General features: G+C 71.7%; 14 protein-coding genes and 1 riboswitch. Of the genes, 8 read left to right on the forward strand and 6 right to left on the reverse strand.

What is annotated here, in order from left to right:
• Nucleotides 1–3 precede the first annotated feature (3 nt).
• The 3 genes from ACFWQG_RS10220 to ACFWQG_RS10230 form a co-directional block, all read right to left on the reverse strand.
• Complete coding sequence (locus ACFWQG_RS10220; RefSeq protein WP_378507496.1) at nt 4–474, reverse strand: MarR family winged helix-turn-helix transcriptional regulator; 471 nt, start codon at nt 472–474, stop codon at nt 4–6.
• Between the two features lie 81 nt (nt 475–555).
• On the reverse strand, nt 556–1383 hold the full coding sequence (locus tag ACFWQG_RS10225) for a crotonase/enoyl-CoA hydratase family protein (RefSeq protein ID WP_378507497.1): 828 nt from the start codon (nt 1381–1383) through the stop codon (nt 556–558).
• A gap of 71 nt (nt 1384–1454) precedes the next feature.
• Nucleotides 1455–2021 (reverse strand): TetR/AcrR family transcriptional regulator, encoded by a 567-nt coding sequence (locus tag ACFWQG_RS10230; RefSeq protein WP_378507550.1) that lies wholly within the window; start codon nt 2019–2021, stop codon nt 1455–1457.
• Between the two features lie 195 nt (nt 2022–2216).
• On the opposite strand from ACFWQG_RS10230, the gene ACFWQG_RS10235 reads away from it, so the two are divergent.
• The 3 genes from ACFWQG_RS10235 (at nt 2217) to ACFWQG_RS10245 (ending at nt 4949) form a co-directional block, all read left to right on the forward strand.
• Nucleotides 2217–3278, forward strand: a complete 1062-nt coding sequence (locus ACFWQG_RS10235; protein WP_378507498.1) for a hypothetical protein — start codon at nt 2217–2219, stop codon at nt 3276–3278.
• A gap of 188 nt (nt 3279–3466) precedes the next feature.
• The gene (locus ACFWQG_RS10240; RefSeq protein ID WP_378507499.1) at nt 3467–4387 is read left to right on the forward strand and encodes a hypothetical protein; all 921 of its coding nucleotides are present in this window, start codon (nt 3467–3469) and stop codon (nt 4385–4387) included.
• Between the two features lie 88 nt (nt 4388–4475).
• Nucleotides 4476–4949: a YbaK/EbsC family protein gene (locus ACFWQG_RS10245; RefSeq protein WP_378507500.1), complete on the forward strand. Its 474-nt coding sequence runs from the start codon at nt 4476–4478 to the stop codon at nt 4947–4949.
• Nucleotides 4950–4979: 30 nt separating this feature from the next.
• Here the strand turns inward: ACFWQG_RS10245 and ACFWQG_RS10250 are convergent, their stop codons facing one another.
• A complete protein-coding gene (locus ACFWQG_RS10250) occupies nt 4980–6260 on the reverse strand; it encodes an aminotransferase class V-fold PLP-dependent enzyme (protein WP_378507501.1) in 1281 nt (426 codons plus the stop codon).
• 51 nt (nt 6261–6311) lie between these two features.
• Nucleotides 6312–6428, reverse strand: a riboswitch (SAM riboswitch).
• A 153-nt stretch (nt 6429–6581) separates the two neighbouring features.
• Between ACFWQG_RS10250 and ACFWQG_RS10255 the strand changes: the two genes are divergently transcribed.
• Nucleotides 6582–7232 carry an SDR family oxidoreductase gene (locus ACFWQG_RS10255; protein WP_378507502.1) on the forward strand — a complete coding sequence of 217 codons (651 nt, stop codon included), beginning with the start codon at nt 6582–6584 and terminating at the stop codon, nt 7230–7232.
• A 38-nt stretch (nt 7233–7270) separates the two neighbouring features.
• On the opposite strand, the gene ACFWQG_RS10260 is transcribed toward ACFWQG_RS10255, so the two are convergent.
• Entirely contained in the window at nt 7271–8038 is a 768-nt protein-coding gene (locus tag ACFWQG_RS10260; protein ID WP_378507503.1) for an IclR family transcriptional regulator, read from the reverse strand.
• 201 nt (nt 8039–8239) lie between these two features.
• Here ACFWQG_RS10260 and ACFWQG_RS10265 point away from each other — a divergent pair, with 201 nt between their 5' ends.
• Genes ACFWQG_RS10265 through ACFWQG_RS10275 form a run of 3 tightly spaced genes read left to right on the forward strand, consistent with a single transcriptional unit; the run spans nt 8240 to nt 10904 of the window.
• Nucleotides 8240–9028 carry a CoA transferase subunit A gene (locus ACFWQG_RS10265; RefSeq protein WP_378507504.1) on the forward strand — a complete coding sequence of 263 codons (789 nt, stop codon included), beginning with the start codon at nt 8240–8242 and terminating at the stop codon, nt 9026–9028.
• Entirely contained in the window at nt 9025–9678 is a 654-nt protein-coding gene (locus ACFWQG_RS10270) for a 3-oxoacid CoA-transferase subunit B (protein ID WP_378507505.1), read from the forward strand. The genes ACFWQG_RS10265 and ACFWQG_RS10270 overlap by 4 nt, the downstream gene beginning before the upstream one ends.
• A 29-nt stretch (nt 9679–9707) precedes the next feature.
• Complete coding sequence (locus tag ACFWQG_RS10275; RefSeq protein WP_378507506.1) at nt 9708–10904, forward strand: acetyl-CoA C-acetyltransferase; 1197 nt, start codon at nt 9708–9710, stop codon at nt 10902–10904.
• An 82-nt stretch (nt 10905–10986) separates the two neighbouring features.
• Here the strand turns inward: ACFWQG_RS10275 and ACFWQG_RS10280 are convergent, their stop codons facing one another.
• Nucleotides 10987–11526 carry a hypothetical protein gene (locus ACFWQG_RS10280; protein WP_378507507.1) on the reverse strand — a complete coding sequence of 180 codons (540 nt, stop codon included), beginning with the start codon at nt 11524–11526 and terminating at the stop codon, nt 10987–10989.
• 134 nt (nt 11527–11660) lie between these two features.
• On the opposite strand from ACFWQG_RS10280, the gene ACFWQG_RS10285 reads away from it, so the two are divergent.
• Nucleotides 11661–15533, forward strand: a complete 3873-nt coding sequence (locus tag ACFWQG_RS10285; RefSeq protein WP_378507508.1) for a Pls/PosA family non-ribosomal peptide synthetase — start codon at nt 11661–11663, stop codon at nt 15531–15533.
• Nucleotides 15534–15541 lie beyond the last annotated feature (8 nt).

Below are 15541 nucleotides of genomic sequence, written 5' to 3' on the forward strand. Positions count from 1 at the left end.
AGATCATCGGGCGTCCTTCGCGAGGACCGGCCGCATCCGTTCGTAGTCCTCGACGAACCGGTCGAGGAGCCGGGTGAACTCGCGCAGGTCGGCGACGGGCCAGTCGGCGAGCAGGTGGGTGAGTTTCTCGTTGCGCAGCGCCCTGATCCGGGCGGCCACCTCGCGACCGCCCTCGGTGACGGCGAGGACGCTGGCCCTGCCGTCGGTGGGGTCGGGCTTGCGCTCCACGAGGCCGCGGTCCACGAGTTGCGTGACCTGACGGCTCACGGTCGACGGGTCGGTGTACATCGACTCGGCGAGGCCGCTGGACCGCATCGGACCGTCGTGGATCAGCCGGAACAGGCACCCGTACACGGCGGGGTCGATGCCGTCGGTCGCCTTGGCGTGCGCGACGATCCGGTCCCGCACCCGCTGCAAGCGGACCACGTCGTTGCCGATTCGGTCGGCGAGGGGGGCAACTTCGTCCGGGGTCATGCTCGCGCTCCTTGGGTGCGTCACTCAACTGCTTGACGGCTGCAAGTATGTGGCGGGTCGTGCCCCTCCGGCAACCGGTTCTCAGCGACCCTTGAATTCGGGCGCGCGCTTCTGGAACACCGCGGCCATCGCCTCGCCGATGTCCTCGGACGGCAGGAACGCCGCGTTCCAGGCCGCGACGTAGCGGAGGCTGTCGTCGACGGCCGCGCTGCGACCGTGATCGAGCACGTCCTTGATGCCGTGCACGACCAGCGGCGGGTTTGCGGCGATCTCGGCGGCGGTCGCATGCGCGGCGGCGAGCACCGCGTCGGCGTCGGCGAACACGTCGGACACCAGGCCGATCTTCTCGGCACGGGCGGCGTCGATGTCCCGTCCGGTCAGCGCGAGCTCGCGCAGGTGGCCGTCACCGATGATCCTCGGCAGGCGGGCGAGGCTGCCCATGTCGGCGACGATCGCGACCTTGACCTCGCGGATGCTGAACTTCGCATCGACGCTGGCGTAGCGGATGTCCGCGGCGGAGATCAGGTCGACGCCGCCGCCGATGCACCAACCCTGGATCGCGGCGACGACCGGCTTGCGGCAATCGGCGACGGCGTTGATCCCACGCTGCATCGCCCTGATGTCGCCGTGGAAGGTGGTGCGCGGCCCGGCCTGCGCCTTGTCCCCGAGCACCGGCGCCATCATCGGGGCCATCGCGGCGAGGTCGAGGCCGAAGGAGAAGTGCTTGCCCTGCCCGGCGAGCACGATCGCCCGCACCTCGGGGTCGGCGTCGAGCTCGCCGAACAGCGGAACCAACTCGCTCCAGAAGTCGGGGCCCATCGCATTGCCCTTGCCGGGGCCGATCAGGGTCACCTGCGCGACGTGATCCTTGATGTCGACGGTGAATGCCTGCCACGATGCTCGAGTCATTACTCGAGAGTAACCAACGGCGACCCGGCTGGCCCGGCGACCGTCGCCGGGTCGGTGCGCGACGGGCCGGGTCAGTGCGCGAAGGCGCCCGCGAACACGCCAGCGACCGCGGACTGCACGGCCTCCCGGTCCACCTGCTCGGGGTCAACGGCGTGCTCGAGCATCAACCCCGAGATCAGCGCCATCACGGTGATCGCGAGGGTGCGGGGGTCGACCCGGTCGGCGATCCCCCACTCCCCGGCCCGCTCGCCGATGAGGTCCTCGAGTTGACGCCGCAGCGACCGCCGTTCCCGCAGGTAGGCCTCGGCGATCGCGGGTTCGCGGGCGGCCTGGACGCCGAACTCCAGCACCAGCAGCGCCCATCCGGGGTCACCGACCAGCCAGGTGCTGATCGTCTCGCCGCCACGTCCGGCCGCGTCGGCGACGGCAAGGCCCGAGATCTCGGCGAGCACCCGGCCCGCCACCTCAAGGGACCGTTCGGCGAACAGTTCGGCGAACAGGTCCTGCTTCGACTCGAAGTTGGAGTAGACGGCGCCCTTCGTGAATCCGGCCCGGCGCGCGATCTCGGCCAGCCGGGCCGCCGCGAAGCCGCGTTCGGCGAATTCCTCGGCCGCGGCTTCGAGCAGGCGGCGGCGCACCTCCGTCCTGGACGGCCGGGTCAGCACCTCCGGCGCCGCGGGACGTCGGCCAGCTTCGGTTGTCGCGCTCGACTCGGTTTCCATGGTGACCATCTTCACGCCTGCGCTTCCGCCTCACGCTTGACCTCCCCCCAAGCCGATACCTACGGTATTCAATACTTTAGGTATTGAAAAGCGACCGGGGGGAACCACCACATGAGCGTCACCGACGTCGACCCGACGACCGGCGAATCCACACCACACCGGTCCACCAGCCCGACCGACCGCTACACCCCCCGCCAGATCCTGGTCGGGGTGGCGATCGGCGTCCTGCTGCTCCAACTCGGGTTCATCACCAGCTACGTCGCCGCCTTCCACCAGCCGACGCCGCGGGACATCCCGATCGCCGTCGTCGCGGATCCCGGGCTGCCCGCCGGGACGGACCGACAGGTCGTCGATCGCCTGAATGCGATCGACGGCCACCCGGTACAGGCCAGGGTCGCCGCCACCACCTACCAGGTCCGCACCCTGATCTCGGATCGGGAGGTGATGGGCGGATACCTGGTCGCCGCATCCGGTCCCGACACCCTGATCACCGCGAGCGGTGCAGGCAGTTCCGCCGCGACCGCGCTCGAGGACATCTTCACCCGGGTCGACGCCGCGCAGGGTCGCACCTTCGACGTGCGGGACGAGGTCCCGGTCGGTATCCACGACAATCGTGGGCTGTCCGGCTTCTACCTCTCGATCGGCTGGGTGGTCGGCGGATACCTGCTTGCCGCGGCAATCGGCCTCCTGATCGGGGCGCCGCGCACCCTGCGCGAGGCGGGCCTGCACACCGCGCTGATGGCGGTCTACGCGCTGCTGTCCGGCTTCCTCGGGGCGCTGATCGCCGCGAACCTGCTCGGGACGTTCACCGGCCATCTACTGCCGCTGTCGCTGCTCGGCGCCGGTGTGGTGTTCGCGACCGGGATGTTCACGATGGGCCTGCGGGCGCTGATCGGCATCCTCGCCGTTCCGCTCGCGATCCTGATCTTCGTGGTACTCGGAAACCCCAGCGCCGGAGGCGCATTCGGATCGAATGTGCTGCCCGAGTTCTATGCGGCGATCGGCAGCTGGATCACCCCAGGAGCGGGCACCGAGGGCGTGCGCAGCATCGTCTACTTCCACGGCACCGGCGTCGGGCAGCCGATCGTGACCCTGGTGACCTACGCACTGGTCGGGCTCGTGACGGTATTCGCCTGCACGGCCCGCACCGCTCGGCGAGGGCGCGTGCACTGAAACCGGCTGGACGGGTGGGGACTGCGCTCATGACCCCGGATTCAACCAACCAGCCGTTCGTCGCAGTCGACGATGACGGCGCGGCAAAACATCGGTAAACTGCGACTCCTGATGTGCACACGAGGAGACGTGCGCGTGGGCGGCCCGGCCAGTAGTCCGCGACGGGAGATCCAGTGCCGTCGCGGATCGTGAGCACGGCGATCGCCACCATCGCGGTCATGACCGCCGCGGGGTTCTGCGCCCCCACCGCGCACGCGGCCGCCCGGATCGAAGGCACCTACCAGGCTCCGGGCGTCCTCACCGTGACTTGGGACGACGGCCGCGAGCTCGGGTGCGAGGCCCCGCGAACGCAGCAACCGGGCGGCCATACCGTCATCTACCCGAACGACCCCGCGAGCGGGCCGCACCCCATAGTCGTATGGGGCAACGGCACAGGCTTCGGCACCGATTCGACGTGCTCCTACCATGACGCGCTGGTACACCTCGCGTCCTGGGGATTCGTGGTGGTCGCCCCCAACAGCGGCGCGGTCGGGGACGGCACCGCCCTGCTGGCGGCGGTCGACCACGCCGTCGAGCTGAACGACGACCCGTCGAGTCCGCTGCATAACCGACTCGACACCGACCGGATCGCGGCCGTCGGGCACTCGCAGGGGGCGGGGGGCGCGGTCACCGCGGCCCGGTCGTCCGCGGGCCGCATCGTCAGCGTCGTCGCCCTCGCGTTCGCCGATCCCACCCCACTGTGGTGGTGGCCGGTGGGCCTGCCGGTACCCACCGCTGCTGGACTCTCCGCCCCGATCTTCCTCGTCCGCGGCACGGGCGACTGGCTGGCAACCGAGCGCGGCCAGCGCATCTACTTCGACCAGGTTTCCGGGGCCGCGGCCAAGGCGGCACTGGTGGGCGGCGACCACCTCGACCTCACCGGGGCACTCGGATACGTCACGGCGTGGCTGCGGTACTCACTGGCCGGCGACGTCTTCGCCCGGCGCGCGTTCGTGGGGGACGGCGCCGGGCCGCCCGAGTTGGCGACCAACATCGCGCCGGGCGGCCACTGGCGTGAGGTCGCCCTCAAGAACCTGCCCTTCTGCGCGGGCTGTCCGCCCGGCAGTTGATCGCAGCATGCGCCGCGATGCGGCCAAACCATAGGAGCGTCCCGACATTTCGGCGCGCGAAGGATGCCCGCCGGTCCTAGGGTGGGGCATGGCGAGGACACTGCAACCCGAGGCCGCGAATGTCGCGAGGACACTGATCTCGCGGGGCCACCACGGAGTGGTGGTCACTCAGGACCGGCCGACCCGCACCGCCGCCGAAGCCGCCGCGACCCTCGGCGTCGACATCGGCGCGATCACCAAGTCCCTGGTCTTCCTCCTCGACGACGAGCCGGTCCTGCTGCTGGTGTCGAGTTCCCACCAGGTGGACACGGAGCGCACCGGCAAACGTCTCGAGGGGATGCTCACCCGCGCCCCCGCCGAACTGGTGGTGCAGGTGACCGGTCAGCCGCTCGGCGGCGTCGCCCCGGTTGGGCACCCGACCAACCTGTCCACCTACATCGACACCGCCCTCGAGGCCTACCCGGAACTGTGGGCGGCGGCGGGGCACCCGGGCGCCATGTTCCGGACCACGTTCCGCGAGCTGGTCCGGATCACGGCCGGTCTGGCCATCGACGTCGACTGATCCCCGCCCCTGCGGGTCGCGGCGCCGACGCTAGTGCGCCGCCGCGCCGCTCGTCACGCGCTCGCGCACGAACTCGCCCACCGCGCCGACCAAACGGTCGACATCGGCGCCGCTGCTGCCGAGCCCGAGGCTGGCGCGGACCGCGCCCGCGCCATGACCGAGCCGGGTCAGCAGCGGGTGCGCGCAGAACTTACCGTCCCGCACGCCGATGCCGTACCGGTCGGACAGGAACGTCGCGACCTCACGGGGTTCGGCGCCGGCGACGGTGAAGGTGACGATGCCGACGGCGTCCGGGGAGTCCGGCCAAATGCGCAGCACCCGAACCCCGGTGATCGCGTCGAGCCCGGCGGTCAAGCGGTCGCACAGCACCCGCTCGTGCAGCTCGGCGGCGTCGGCGTCGAATCCGGCGAGCGCCTCGCAGGCGGCGGCGATCGCGACGGCACCGAGAACGTTCGGGGTGCCCGCCTCGTGCCGCTGCGGGGCGGCGGCCCACTGCACGGCGTCGATCTCGACGTTCTTGGTGGCCCCGCCACCGGCAAGGTACGGCTCGGCGGCGTCGAGCCAGTCGGCGCGCCCGACGAGGGCGCCTGCGCCGAACGGCGCGTACAGCTTGTGCCCGGAGAAGGCGAGGTAGTCGACGCCGAGGTCGGCGATGTCGACGCGGCGGTGCGGCAACAACTGCGCAGCATCGACGAGGATGCGGGCGCCGCACTCGTGGGCAATCCGCGCGAGCCGGGCGATCGGCAGCACCTCGCCGGTGACGTTGGAGGCGCCGGTGACGGCGAGCAGCGCCGCCGGGCGGGTGCACAGTTCGGCGACGATCCGCTGCACCGTCTCCTCGACGGTGTCCGCGGACCGGACGACGCGGGCGCCGTTCCGATTCCAGGACAACAGGTTTGCGTGGTGCTCGATGTCGAGGACCACGGTCTCACCCGGCACGCAGGAGGCGAGCAGGTTCAGTGCGTCGGTGGTGTTTCGGGTGAACACCACGACGTCGTCGGCGCGGGCCCCAACGAAGTCCGCGACCACGCCGCGGGCGCCCTCGTAGCGGTCGGTGCACACCTGGGAGGCGTAGCCCGCGCCGCGGTGCACGCTGGCGTAGAACGGCAGCAGTTCCTGCACCCGGTCCGCGACCGCGGTCAGGGCCGGGGCGCTGGCGGCGTAGTCGAAGTTGGCGTACCTGACCGAGGTGCCGTCAGTGAGCGGCGCCACCAGGTCTCCACCACAGACGGGCGCGAAAGATGCCGTGCCGGAACAGTTTCCGTCGAAAGTGGTGGCGACCTGGGGGGTGGTGTCGAGTACAGCGGTCATGGCGTCATCCCTTACGTCAAGGGACCCGTGCGATGGAGAGGTGGTGCATCGAGTCCGCGCTTGCCGTGTCCGGAATTGGAAGCACGGCCAGGTCGTCACCCGGGGCACCCCACCGCGGTGGAGGGTTGCCGGCCAGCAAGCCGGGGCTACACGCTGGCACTCATAACCTGAGCAGAGAATGGCAGCATCGGCGTCGCGCTGTCAACCCCCGCCCACCGAGTGCGCCTGTGACCTCGACCACCGCGATGCCCGACATCTGCGGCGCCGCCGTTGCGGCAGTACGTTGGACCCGACCCCGAATGTCCTACGGAGGGAACGGCCATGGCTCGCGTCGTCGTCATCGGTGGCCACGGAAAGGTGGCCCTGCACCTGGCACGGATCCTCAGCGGACGCGGCGACGAGGTGACCGCGGTAATCCGCAACCCCGACCATGCCGCCGACGTCGTTGCCGCGGGGGCAACACCGGTACTCGCCGACGTCGAGAACCTGAGCGGCGAACAGCTCGCGGAGGTGCTGCGCGGGCAGGACGCGGTTGTCTGGTCGGCGGGCGCGGGCGGCGGCAACCCCGACCGTACCTACGCCGTGGACCGGGACGCCGCGATCCGGTCGATGGACGGCGCCGAGGCCGCGGGCGTGCGGCGGTACGTGATGGTCTCCTACCTCGGATCAAGGACGGACCACGGTGTCCCACCGGACAATTCGTTCTATGCCTACGCGGAGGCAAAGGCCGCCGCCGACCAGCACCTGCGCGGCACCGCCCTGGGCTGGACGATTCTCGGCCCCGGCACACTGACCCTCGCCCCGGGGACGGGCCGGGTCGAGGTGAGTCCGACGCCCACCGCGCATGCGGTGAGCCGGGAGGACGTCGCCGCTGTCGCGGCCGCCGCCCTTGCCGACCCGACCACCGTGCGCCGCACGATCCCGTTCAACAACGGTCCGACCCCGATCGCCGAGGCGATCACCACGCACTGACCGCCCCCGCGGGTCAGCCGGGCGCCGACCCTGGGTGACTACCCGCTGCGCCGCAGCCGCTGGGTCAGCCGGTGCGCCTGTCGCAGCAGCAGTTCCCCGAGTTCCGGGCGCCGCTCGTCGCGGAACCGACTCTCCACGCCGGTCAGACTCAACGCCCACTCGGGCCGACCCGCCGCGTCGAAGACCGCGGCGCCCATCCCCCAGCTGCCCTCGACGAGCAGGGCGGGATTGACGCAGTACCCGGCCAGCCGGGTCACTACGACCCGCGCCCGGATGCCGTCGCTGTCGTGGTCGACCCCCCACTGCGCGGTCAGGTCCCGCCGTTCCAGGTACTCCTCGACCTCCCGATCCGGCAGGTGCGAGAGGATCGCCAGCCCGGCGGACGCGACCCCGAGCGGCAGTCGCAACCCGACGTGCAGGACGTGCGAGCGCAGCGGGAAGCTGCCCTCCTCGCTCGCGATGCACACCGTCTCGTCGCCGCGTCGCGCGGAGAGGAAGGCGCTCTCGCCGGTCTCGCGCGCCAGGTCCCGCAGGATGTCGCGACCCAGATCGGTGATGTCGTAGCGGCCGGCCGCCTGCGCGCCGAGCAGGTACAGCTCCGGGCCGAGCGCCCACCGCCCCGACCGGTGGTCCCGGTCGACCAGCCCCTCCTCGGCGAGCGCGGTCAGCAGGCGGTGCGCGGTCGGTCGGGCCAGGTTCGTTGCCCGGGCGAGCTCGGACGTCGACGCGCCCGCCGACACCCCCGAAAGTGCGCGCAGCAGGGCACCGACGCGACGGATCACCTGCGGCCTCAGCGGCTCCTCCATGACCCGATCCTACGTCCACTCAGTGAACGGCATGGCCGTGAAGGTCCATCAAACGAGCAGTGTCCGCCGATTCCTCCTCCCCTCTTGAAACCCTGGGAGCTGCGCACTTAAGTGGCCACCAGGAATCGAACCGCGGCGTCCGAGAAGTGAACATGATCCACCCGTTCGGACCGCGGACGCGTCAAGGGAAGGAACTTTTCGATGGGAACGACCCTGTGCACTACACCGGCCGAGGCGGTCGCCGACATCGGCGAGGGCGCCACCATCGCGGTCGGCGGGTTCGGGCTGTGCGGGATCCCCGACGCCCTGATCGCCGCGCTCCGCGATTCCGGGGTCGGCAACCTCGAGGTGTTCTCCAACAACTGCGGCGTGGACGATCACGGCCTCGGGATCCTGCTGGGCGGTGGGCAGATCAGCCGGGTGACCGCCTCCTACGTTGGGGAGAACCGGGAATTCGCGCGCCAGTACCTGGCCGGCGAACTGGAGGTCGAACTGACCCCGCAGGGCACCCTCGCCGAACGCCTGCGGGCCGGGGGCGCGGGCATCCCCGCCTTCTTCACCCCGGCGGGGGTCGGCACCCCCGTCGCCGACGGCGGCCTGCCGTGGCGCTACCACGCCGACGGCTCCGTCGCGGTCGCGTCCCCGCCGAAGGAGACCCGGGAGTTCGGCGACAAGCGGTACGTGATGGAACACGGCATCACCGCCGGCTTCGCGCTCGTGCACGCGGTCCGCGGCGACACCGCAGGCAACCTGGTCTTCGACAAGACCGCCCTGAACTTCAACCCGCTGGCCGCGATGGCCGGCAAGATCACCATCGCGCAGGTCGAGGAGCTCGTCCCGGCAGGCGAACTCGACCCCGCCCAGGTGCACCTGCCCGGCGTGTTCGTCCAGCGGATCGTGCACACCGGCCCCCAGCACAAGCGCATCGAAAAGCGCACCGTCACACCTTCGGCCGAGCCGAACATCACAGCAGAAGGAGCCTCGGCATGACCGGTTGGACCCGCGACGAGATGGCCGCCCGCGCGGCCGCGGAGATGATCGACGGCGAGTACGTCAACCTCGGCATCGGCCTGCCGACGCTGATCCCCGGCCATCTCACCGACGCCGTGCGGGTGACGCTGCACTCGGAGAACGGGATCCTCGGCACCGGCCCCTACCCCACCGACGACGCGGTCGACCCCGACCTGATCAACGCGGGCAAGGAGACCGTCACCGTCAACCCCGGTGCCGCGTACTTCGATTCGGCGTTGTCGTTCGGCATGATTCGCGGCGGCCACATCGACACCGCGGTGCTCGGCGGCATGCAGGTCTCCGCGACCGGCGACCTCGCCAACTGGATGGTGCCCGGCAAGATGGTCAAGGGGATGGGTGGGGCGATGGATCTGGTGCACGGCGCGAGCCGGGTCATCGTGGTGATGGAGCACACCGACCGGGACGGCGGCGCGAAGATCGTTCGGGAGTGCAGCCTGCCGCTGACCGGGCGGGGGGTGGTCGACCGGATCATCACCAATCTCGCCGTGATCGACGTGGGCGGCGACGGCACCCTCGCGCTCGTCGAACTCGCGCCGGGGGTCACCCTCGCCGAGGTTGCCGCCGCGACCGACGCCCCGCTGGATGCCCGGCTCCCCGAACTGGTCTGAGCGCAAGTCACTTTCGAAAGGAGATATCCATGACGGAGAACATCTCGGTCATCGTTGCCGGGGCCCGCACCCCGATGGGACGCCTGCAGGGCGCACTGAAGGACTTCTCGGGATCCGACCTCGGCGGCATCGCCATCCGCGGCGCCCTCAACAAGGCAGGCATCACCGGCGACCAGGTCGACTACGTCATCATGGGGCAGGTCCTCACCGCGGGCGCAGGCCAGATCCCCGCCCGGCAGGCCGCCGTCGCCGCAGGCATCCCCATGAACGTGCCCGCCCTGACCGTCAACAAGGTGTGTCTGTCCGGGATCAACGCGATCGCGATGGCCGACCAGCTGATCCGGGCAGGCGAATTCGACATCGTCGTCGCCGGCGGTCAGGAGTCGATGACCCGCGCCCCGCACCTGCTCGAAAAGTCCCGTGCCGGGTTCAAGTACGGCGACGTCACCCTGCGTGACCACCTCGCCTACGACGGCCTGCACGACATCTTCACCGACCAGGCGATGGGCAACCTCACCGAATCCGCCAACGACGGTGAGAGGTTCGTCTCCCGCGCCGAGCAGGACGCGTTCGCCGCCGCCTCGCACCAGCGGGCGGCGCGGGCGCGGAAGGACGGCCTGTTCGACGCCGAGGTGGTGCCGGTGTCGATCCCGCAGCGCACGGGCGACCCGGTCGTGGTGCGCGAGGACGAGGGGATCCGGGCGGACACCACCGCCGAATCCCTCGGCCGTCTGCGTCCGGCGTTCGCGAAGGACGGGACGGTCACGGCGGGGTCGGCGTCGCAGATCTCCGATGGTGCCGCGGCGGTGGTGGTGATGGCGAAGGCGAAGGCGGAGGCGCTCGGGCTGTCCTGGATCGCGGAGATCGGTGCGGCCGGTGTGGTGGCCGGGCCGGATTCGACGCTGCAGTCGCAGCCGGCGAACGCGATCGCGAAGGCCTGCGCGCGCGAGGGCATCGACCCGACGGAGCTGGATCTGGTGGAGATCAATGAGGCGTTCGCCGCGGTCGGGATCGTCTCGACGCGGGAGTTGGGGATCGACCCGGCGATCGTGAACGTCAATGGTGGTGCGATCGCGCTCGGGCATCCGCTGGGGATGTCCGGTGCCCGGATCGTGCTGCACCTGGCCCTGGAACTGCAGCGCCGCGGCGGCGGCATCGGTGCGGCGGCCCTGTGTGGTGGTGGTGGGCAGGGTGATGCCCTGATCCTCCGCGTCCCCCAGCACTAGCGCCTCCGGCACCGTGCGTGATGTGTACCCCGATGGGGGTAAAAATCGCGCACGGGCGCCGGGGTGCGCTCGGCGGGGCGAGTCACCAGACGAGCGTGTGCTCCGGAACCCGCACCCGCAGGAAGAACCGACGCCCACCATCGGCGCCGCCGGTGTTGTGACCGTTCACGACGTCCGCGACCCGCTCGGCCAGGGTCTGCAGCTGCGGCGTCACCGCGTCGACCCCGCCCGCGTCGGTCCACCCCCAGGCCCGTGGAACGCCGTCGATGGTCACGTCGAGCGACACGTCACCGGTCACCGTCACCGCGTAGCTGACGGTTCCCGGGGCCGCGCGGACGGGGTCGTGCACGTCGAGGACCGGACCGGCCGCGGGCAGCGGCGCACCGGCACGCGCGGCGGCGAGGTCGTCGCGGATCAGGTCCGCGATCACGTCGAGCCGCACGTGCCGACCCGCCCGGGTGTGTCCGGCGCCGGACCGCCGGGCGCCACCCGTCGTCCCCGCCGACTTGGCGAGCAGCCGGTCGAGCATCCGCTGCGCCGTCGCGCGCTCCTCGGGACCGGTTCTCGGGTGGTCGATCAGCGCGCGCAGGCGGGTGATCGTGGCGACCGCATTCGAGTTCACGGATTCCAAGGTAGGCCACGCCCCGGCGTAGGCTCCACGCATGTCGCGGCCGGTTTTCCGTTCACTCTCTCGCAAACTTGACGTGAGAGAACGACGAGACCCGTCAGCAGACACGAGACAAGGAATCCCCGGCGTTGCACCCGCAGTCCTCCCCTGACCGTTCGCGAATCCCGGCGGCCTACCTCCGTTCGCCACACGCTCCCGCGCCGCGCACCCTCGTCGACGTCCTGACCGCCACCGCGCGGGCGCACCCGGACGCGCCCGCGATCGACGACGGCGAGACCACCCTGACCTACGCGGAACTGCTCGACGAGGTCGACCGGGGGTCGCGGTGGCTCGGGGACCTCGGGATCGGTGCCGGCGACCGGGTCGGCATCCGGATGCCGTCCGGGTCGCAGTCGCTGTACACCGCCATCCTGTCCATCCTCGCCGCGGGCGCCGCGTACGTCCCGGTCGACGCCGACGACCCCGACGAGCGGGCCGACCTGGTGTTCGGGGAGGCGCGGGTCGCGGCGATCCTCACCGGCCGGGGGGTGCAGCCCGGCACCGCGCAGGCAGCCGAGCGCATCCCGCGACCGCCGACCCTCGACGACGACGCCTGGATCATCTTCACGTCCGGGTCCACCGGCACCCCGAAGGGCGTCGCTGTCACCCACCGCAACGCCGCCGCGTTCGTCGACGCGGAGGCGCGGATCTTCCTTCGGGACAATCCGATCGGGCCCGGCGACCGGGTCCTCGCTGGCCTGTCGGTTGCCTTCGACGCCTCCTGCGAGGAGATGTGGCTGGCCTGGCGGCACGGCGCCTGCCTGGTCCCGGCGCCCCGCGCCCTGGTGCGCAGCGGGATGGATCTCGGCCCGTGGTTGGTGTCCCGGTCGGTCACCGTCGTCTCCACCGTCCCGACGCTGGCCGCGCTGTGGCCTGCCGAGGCCCTTGAGGAGGTGCGGTTGCTGATCTTCGGCGGCGAGGCGTGCCCGCCGGATCTGGCGGAACGGCTCGTCACCGACGGCCACGAGGTATGGAACACGTACGGCCCCACCGAGGCCACCGTCGTCGCGTGCGCCGCACAGATGGACGGCAGGTCACCGGTGAGTATCGGGCTGCCGCTGGACGGGTGGGACCTCGCGGTCGTCGACGGCGACGGCGCCCCCGTCCCGGTCGGCGGGGTCGGGGAACTCGTCATCGGTGGTGTCGGGTTGGCCCGCTACCTCGACCCGGCGAAGGACGCGGAGAAGTACGCGCCGATGCCGTCGCTCGGCTGGGACCGCGCCTACCGCAGCGGTGACCTGGTGCGGCTCGAGCCGGGCGGGCTGCTGTTCCAGGGCCGCGCCGACGACCAGGTGAAGATCGGTGGCCGGCGCATCGAACTCGGCGAGGTGGACACCGCGTTGCAGCAGCTGCCCGGCGTCGCTGGCGCGGCGGCCGCGGTCCGCACCACCGCGACCGGGCATTCGATCCTGGTCGGCTACCTCGCCAGCACCGACCCCGACTTCGACCTCGCCGCCGCCCGCATCCACCTCGCCGAGCGGCTGCCCGCCGCGCTGGTGCCGCGGCTCGCGCTGGTCCCGGAGCTGCCGACCCGGACCTCGGGGAAGGTGGATCGCGCCGCGCTGCCGTGGCCGCTGCCGGGCGCCGACACCGACGATGCGGCCGCCGCCGACCTCGACGGGACCGCCGCCTGGGTTGCCGGGCTGTGGTCGGCGATCCTCGGGGCCCAGATCACCGGCGCCGACGACGACTTCTTCGCCGCGGGCGGTGGTTCCCTCGCCGCCGCGCAGCTGGTGACCGCGCTGCGGGACCGATTCCCGGAGGTGACCGTCGCGCAGCTGTACGACCACCCCCGACTCGGGTCGCTCGCCGCCCACCTCGACTCGCTCGCCCCCGCGGAGGTCGTCGAACCGCGGCACGTCGAACCGACACCGCGATCCGCGCAGTGGCGGCAGGTCCTGTGGACGGTGCCGCTGACCACCCTGACCGGCCTGCAGTGGGTGACCTGGCTGGCGGTCGTGAACAACCTGCTCGCCCTGTTCGCGGACGTGCCCTGGGCGCCGACGGTGCCGTGGTGGTGGGTCCTGGCCGGGGTGCTGCTGTTCATCACCCCGCTCGGCCGGATGACGATCGCCGTCGCGGGCTGCCGGATGCTGCTGCGCGGACTGCAACCGGGCACCTACCCGCGCGGCGGCCCGGTCCACCTGCGGCTGTGGGTCGCGCACCGGCTGACCGAGGCCAGCGGCGCCGCGAACCTGTCCGGGGCACCGTGGATGATCTACTACGCCCGCGCGCTCGGCGCCAGGGTCGGACGCGGAGTCGATCTGCACACGCTGCCCCCGGTCACCGGCATGCTCGAGCTCGGGGACGGTTGCTCGATCGAACCCGAGGTGGACCTGTCCGGGCAGTGGATCGACGGCGACGTCGTTCACGTCGGCGGCATCCGGATCGGCGCGGGCGCCGCGGTCGGCGCCCGGTCGACCCTGCTGCCCGGCGCGAAGGTCGGTAAGAACGCGGAGGTCGCTGCGGGGTCCGCGGTGATCGGGCGGATCAAGGCCGGGCAGAGCTGGGCCGGTTCCCCCGCCGTCAAGCTCGGGAAGGCCGTGCATCCGTGGCCCGCGGAGCGTCCCGACCGCGCCACCCGGTGGGTGCCGGTGTACGGGCTGACGTCGATGCTCATCGCGTCGCTGCCGATCGTCGCGCTGGCCGCCGGGATCGCCCTGATCGGGTGGGCCGTGCACGACACCGCGTCGCTCGGCGCCGCCCTCCCCCGCGCGCTCGCATGGTTGCCGGTCGCGACGCTGCTGGCACTGCTGGTGTTCGCGGCCGCGACCGTCGTCGCGGTGCGGGCGCTCGGTGTCGGGCTGACCGAGGGCTACCACCCGGTCCGCAGCCGCGTCGGCTGGCAGGTATGGGCCACCGAACGGCTCCTCGACTCGGCCCGCACCTTCCTGTTCCCGCTGTACGCCAGCCTGCTGACCCCCGTCTGGCTGCGCCTGCTCGGCGCGCGGATCGGCAGGAACGTCGAGGCGTCGACGGTGCTGCTGCTGCCGAAGTTCACCACCGTCGCGGACGGCGCGTTCCTCGCCGACGACACGATGGTCGCGTCCTATGAGCTCGGCGGAGGCTGGCTGCACATCCGGGAGGCGAAGGTCGGCAAGCGCGCGTTCCTCGGCAACTCCGGGATGGCCGGCCCCGGCCGCCGGGTGCCGAAGAACGGTCTGGTCGCGGTGCTGTCCGCGGCCCCGAGCAAGGCGAAGTCCGGCTCGTCGTGGTTGGGCAGCCCCCCGGTGCGGCTGCGCAGGTCGGCCAGCGACGGCGACACCGAACGCACCTTCGCGCCGCCGACCCGGCTGAAGGTGGCGCGTGCGCTCGTCGAGACGTGCAGGCTGCTGCCCGTCGTGATCACGTTCGGGATCGGGCTCGGGGTGCTGTTCACCCTGCAGGCCCTCGCCGGGCGGGTCGGGTTCTGGGCGGCGGCGCTGGGCAGCGGGGTCGTGCTGCTCGCCGCTGGCGCCGTCGCCGGGGTGGTCTCGGTCGCGGCGAAGTGGGTGACGGTCGGCCGGATCGGCCGGGTCGAGCACCCGCTGTGGAGCTCGTTCGTGTGGCGCAACGAGGTGTCCGACGCGTTCGTCGAGACCGTTGCCGCGCCCTGGTTCGCGCGGGCCGCGACCGGGACCGCGGTGCTGAACGTGTGGCTGCGGGCGATGGGTGCGTCCATCGGCCGGGGGGTCTGGTGCGAGTCCTACTGGCTGCCCGAGGCGGACCTGGTGACCCTCGGCGACGGCGCGACCGTCGAACGCGGATGTGTTGTACAGACGCACCTGTTCCATGATCGGATCATGGCGATGGACACCGTCACCCTCGGCCGCGGCGCCACCCTCGGACCGCACTGCGTCGCGCTGCCCGCCTCCGGCATCGGCGACGGCGCCACCGTCGGACCGGCGTCCCTGGTGATGCGGGGCGATGTGGTGCCGCCGCACACCCGCTGGCAGGGCAATCCGATCGGCCCATGGAACTGAAAGGGGGC

Source organism: Rhodococcus sp. NPDC058532 (assembly GCF_042719255.1).
GTDB lineage: Bacteria > Actinomycetota > Actinomycetes > Mycobacteriales > Mycobacteriaceae > Rhodococcus_G.

Coding starts and splice junctions, on each gene's coding strand:
- ACFWQG_RS10220 (WP_378507496.1), bottom strand. CDS start 474: ATGACCCCGGACGAAGTTGCCCCCCTCGCCGACCGAATCGGCAACGAC.
- ACFWQG_RS10225 (WP_378507497.1), bottom strand. CDS start 1,383: ATGACTCGAGCATCGTGGCAGGCATTCACCGTCGACATCAAGGATCAC.
- ACFWQG_RS10235 (WP_378507498.1), top strand. CDS start 2,217: ATGAGCGTCACCGACGTCGACCCGACGACCGGCGAATCCACACCACAC.
- ACFWQG_RS10245 (WP_378507500.1), top strand. CDS start 4,476: ATGGCGAGGACACTGCAACCCGAGGCCGCGAATGTCGCGAGGACACTG.
- ACFWQG_RS10250 (WP_378507501.1), bottom strand. CDS start 6,260: ATGACCGCTGTACTCGACACCACCCCCCAGGTCGCCACCACTTTCGAC.
- ACFWQG_RS10255 (WP_378507502.1), top strand. CDS start 6,582: ATGGCTCGCGTCGTCGTCATCGGTGGCCACGGAAAGGTGGCCCTGCAC.
- ACFWQG_RS10260 (WP_378507503.1), bottom strand. CDS start 8,038: ATGGAGGAGCCGCTGAGGCCGCAGGTGATCCGTCGCGTCGGTGCCCTG.
- ACFWQG_RS10265 (WP_378507504.1), top strand. CDS start 8,240: ATGGGAACGACCCTGTGCACTACACCGGCCGAGGCGGTCGCCGACATC.
- ACFWQG_RS10270 (WP_378507505.1), top strand. CDS start 9,025: ATGACCGGTTGGACCCGCGACGAGATGGCCGCCCGCGCGGCCGCGGAG.
- ACFWQG_RS10275 (WP_378507506.1), top strand. CDS start 9,708: ATGACGGAGAACATCTCGGTCATCGTTGCCGGGGCCCGCACCCCGATG.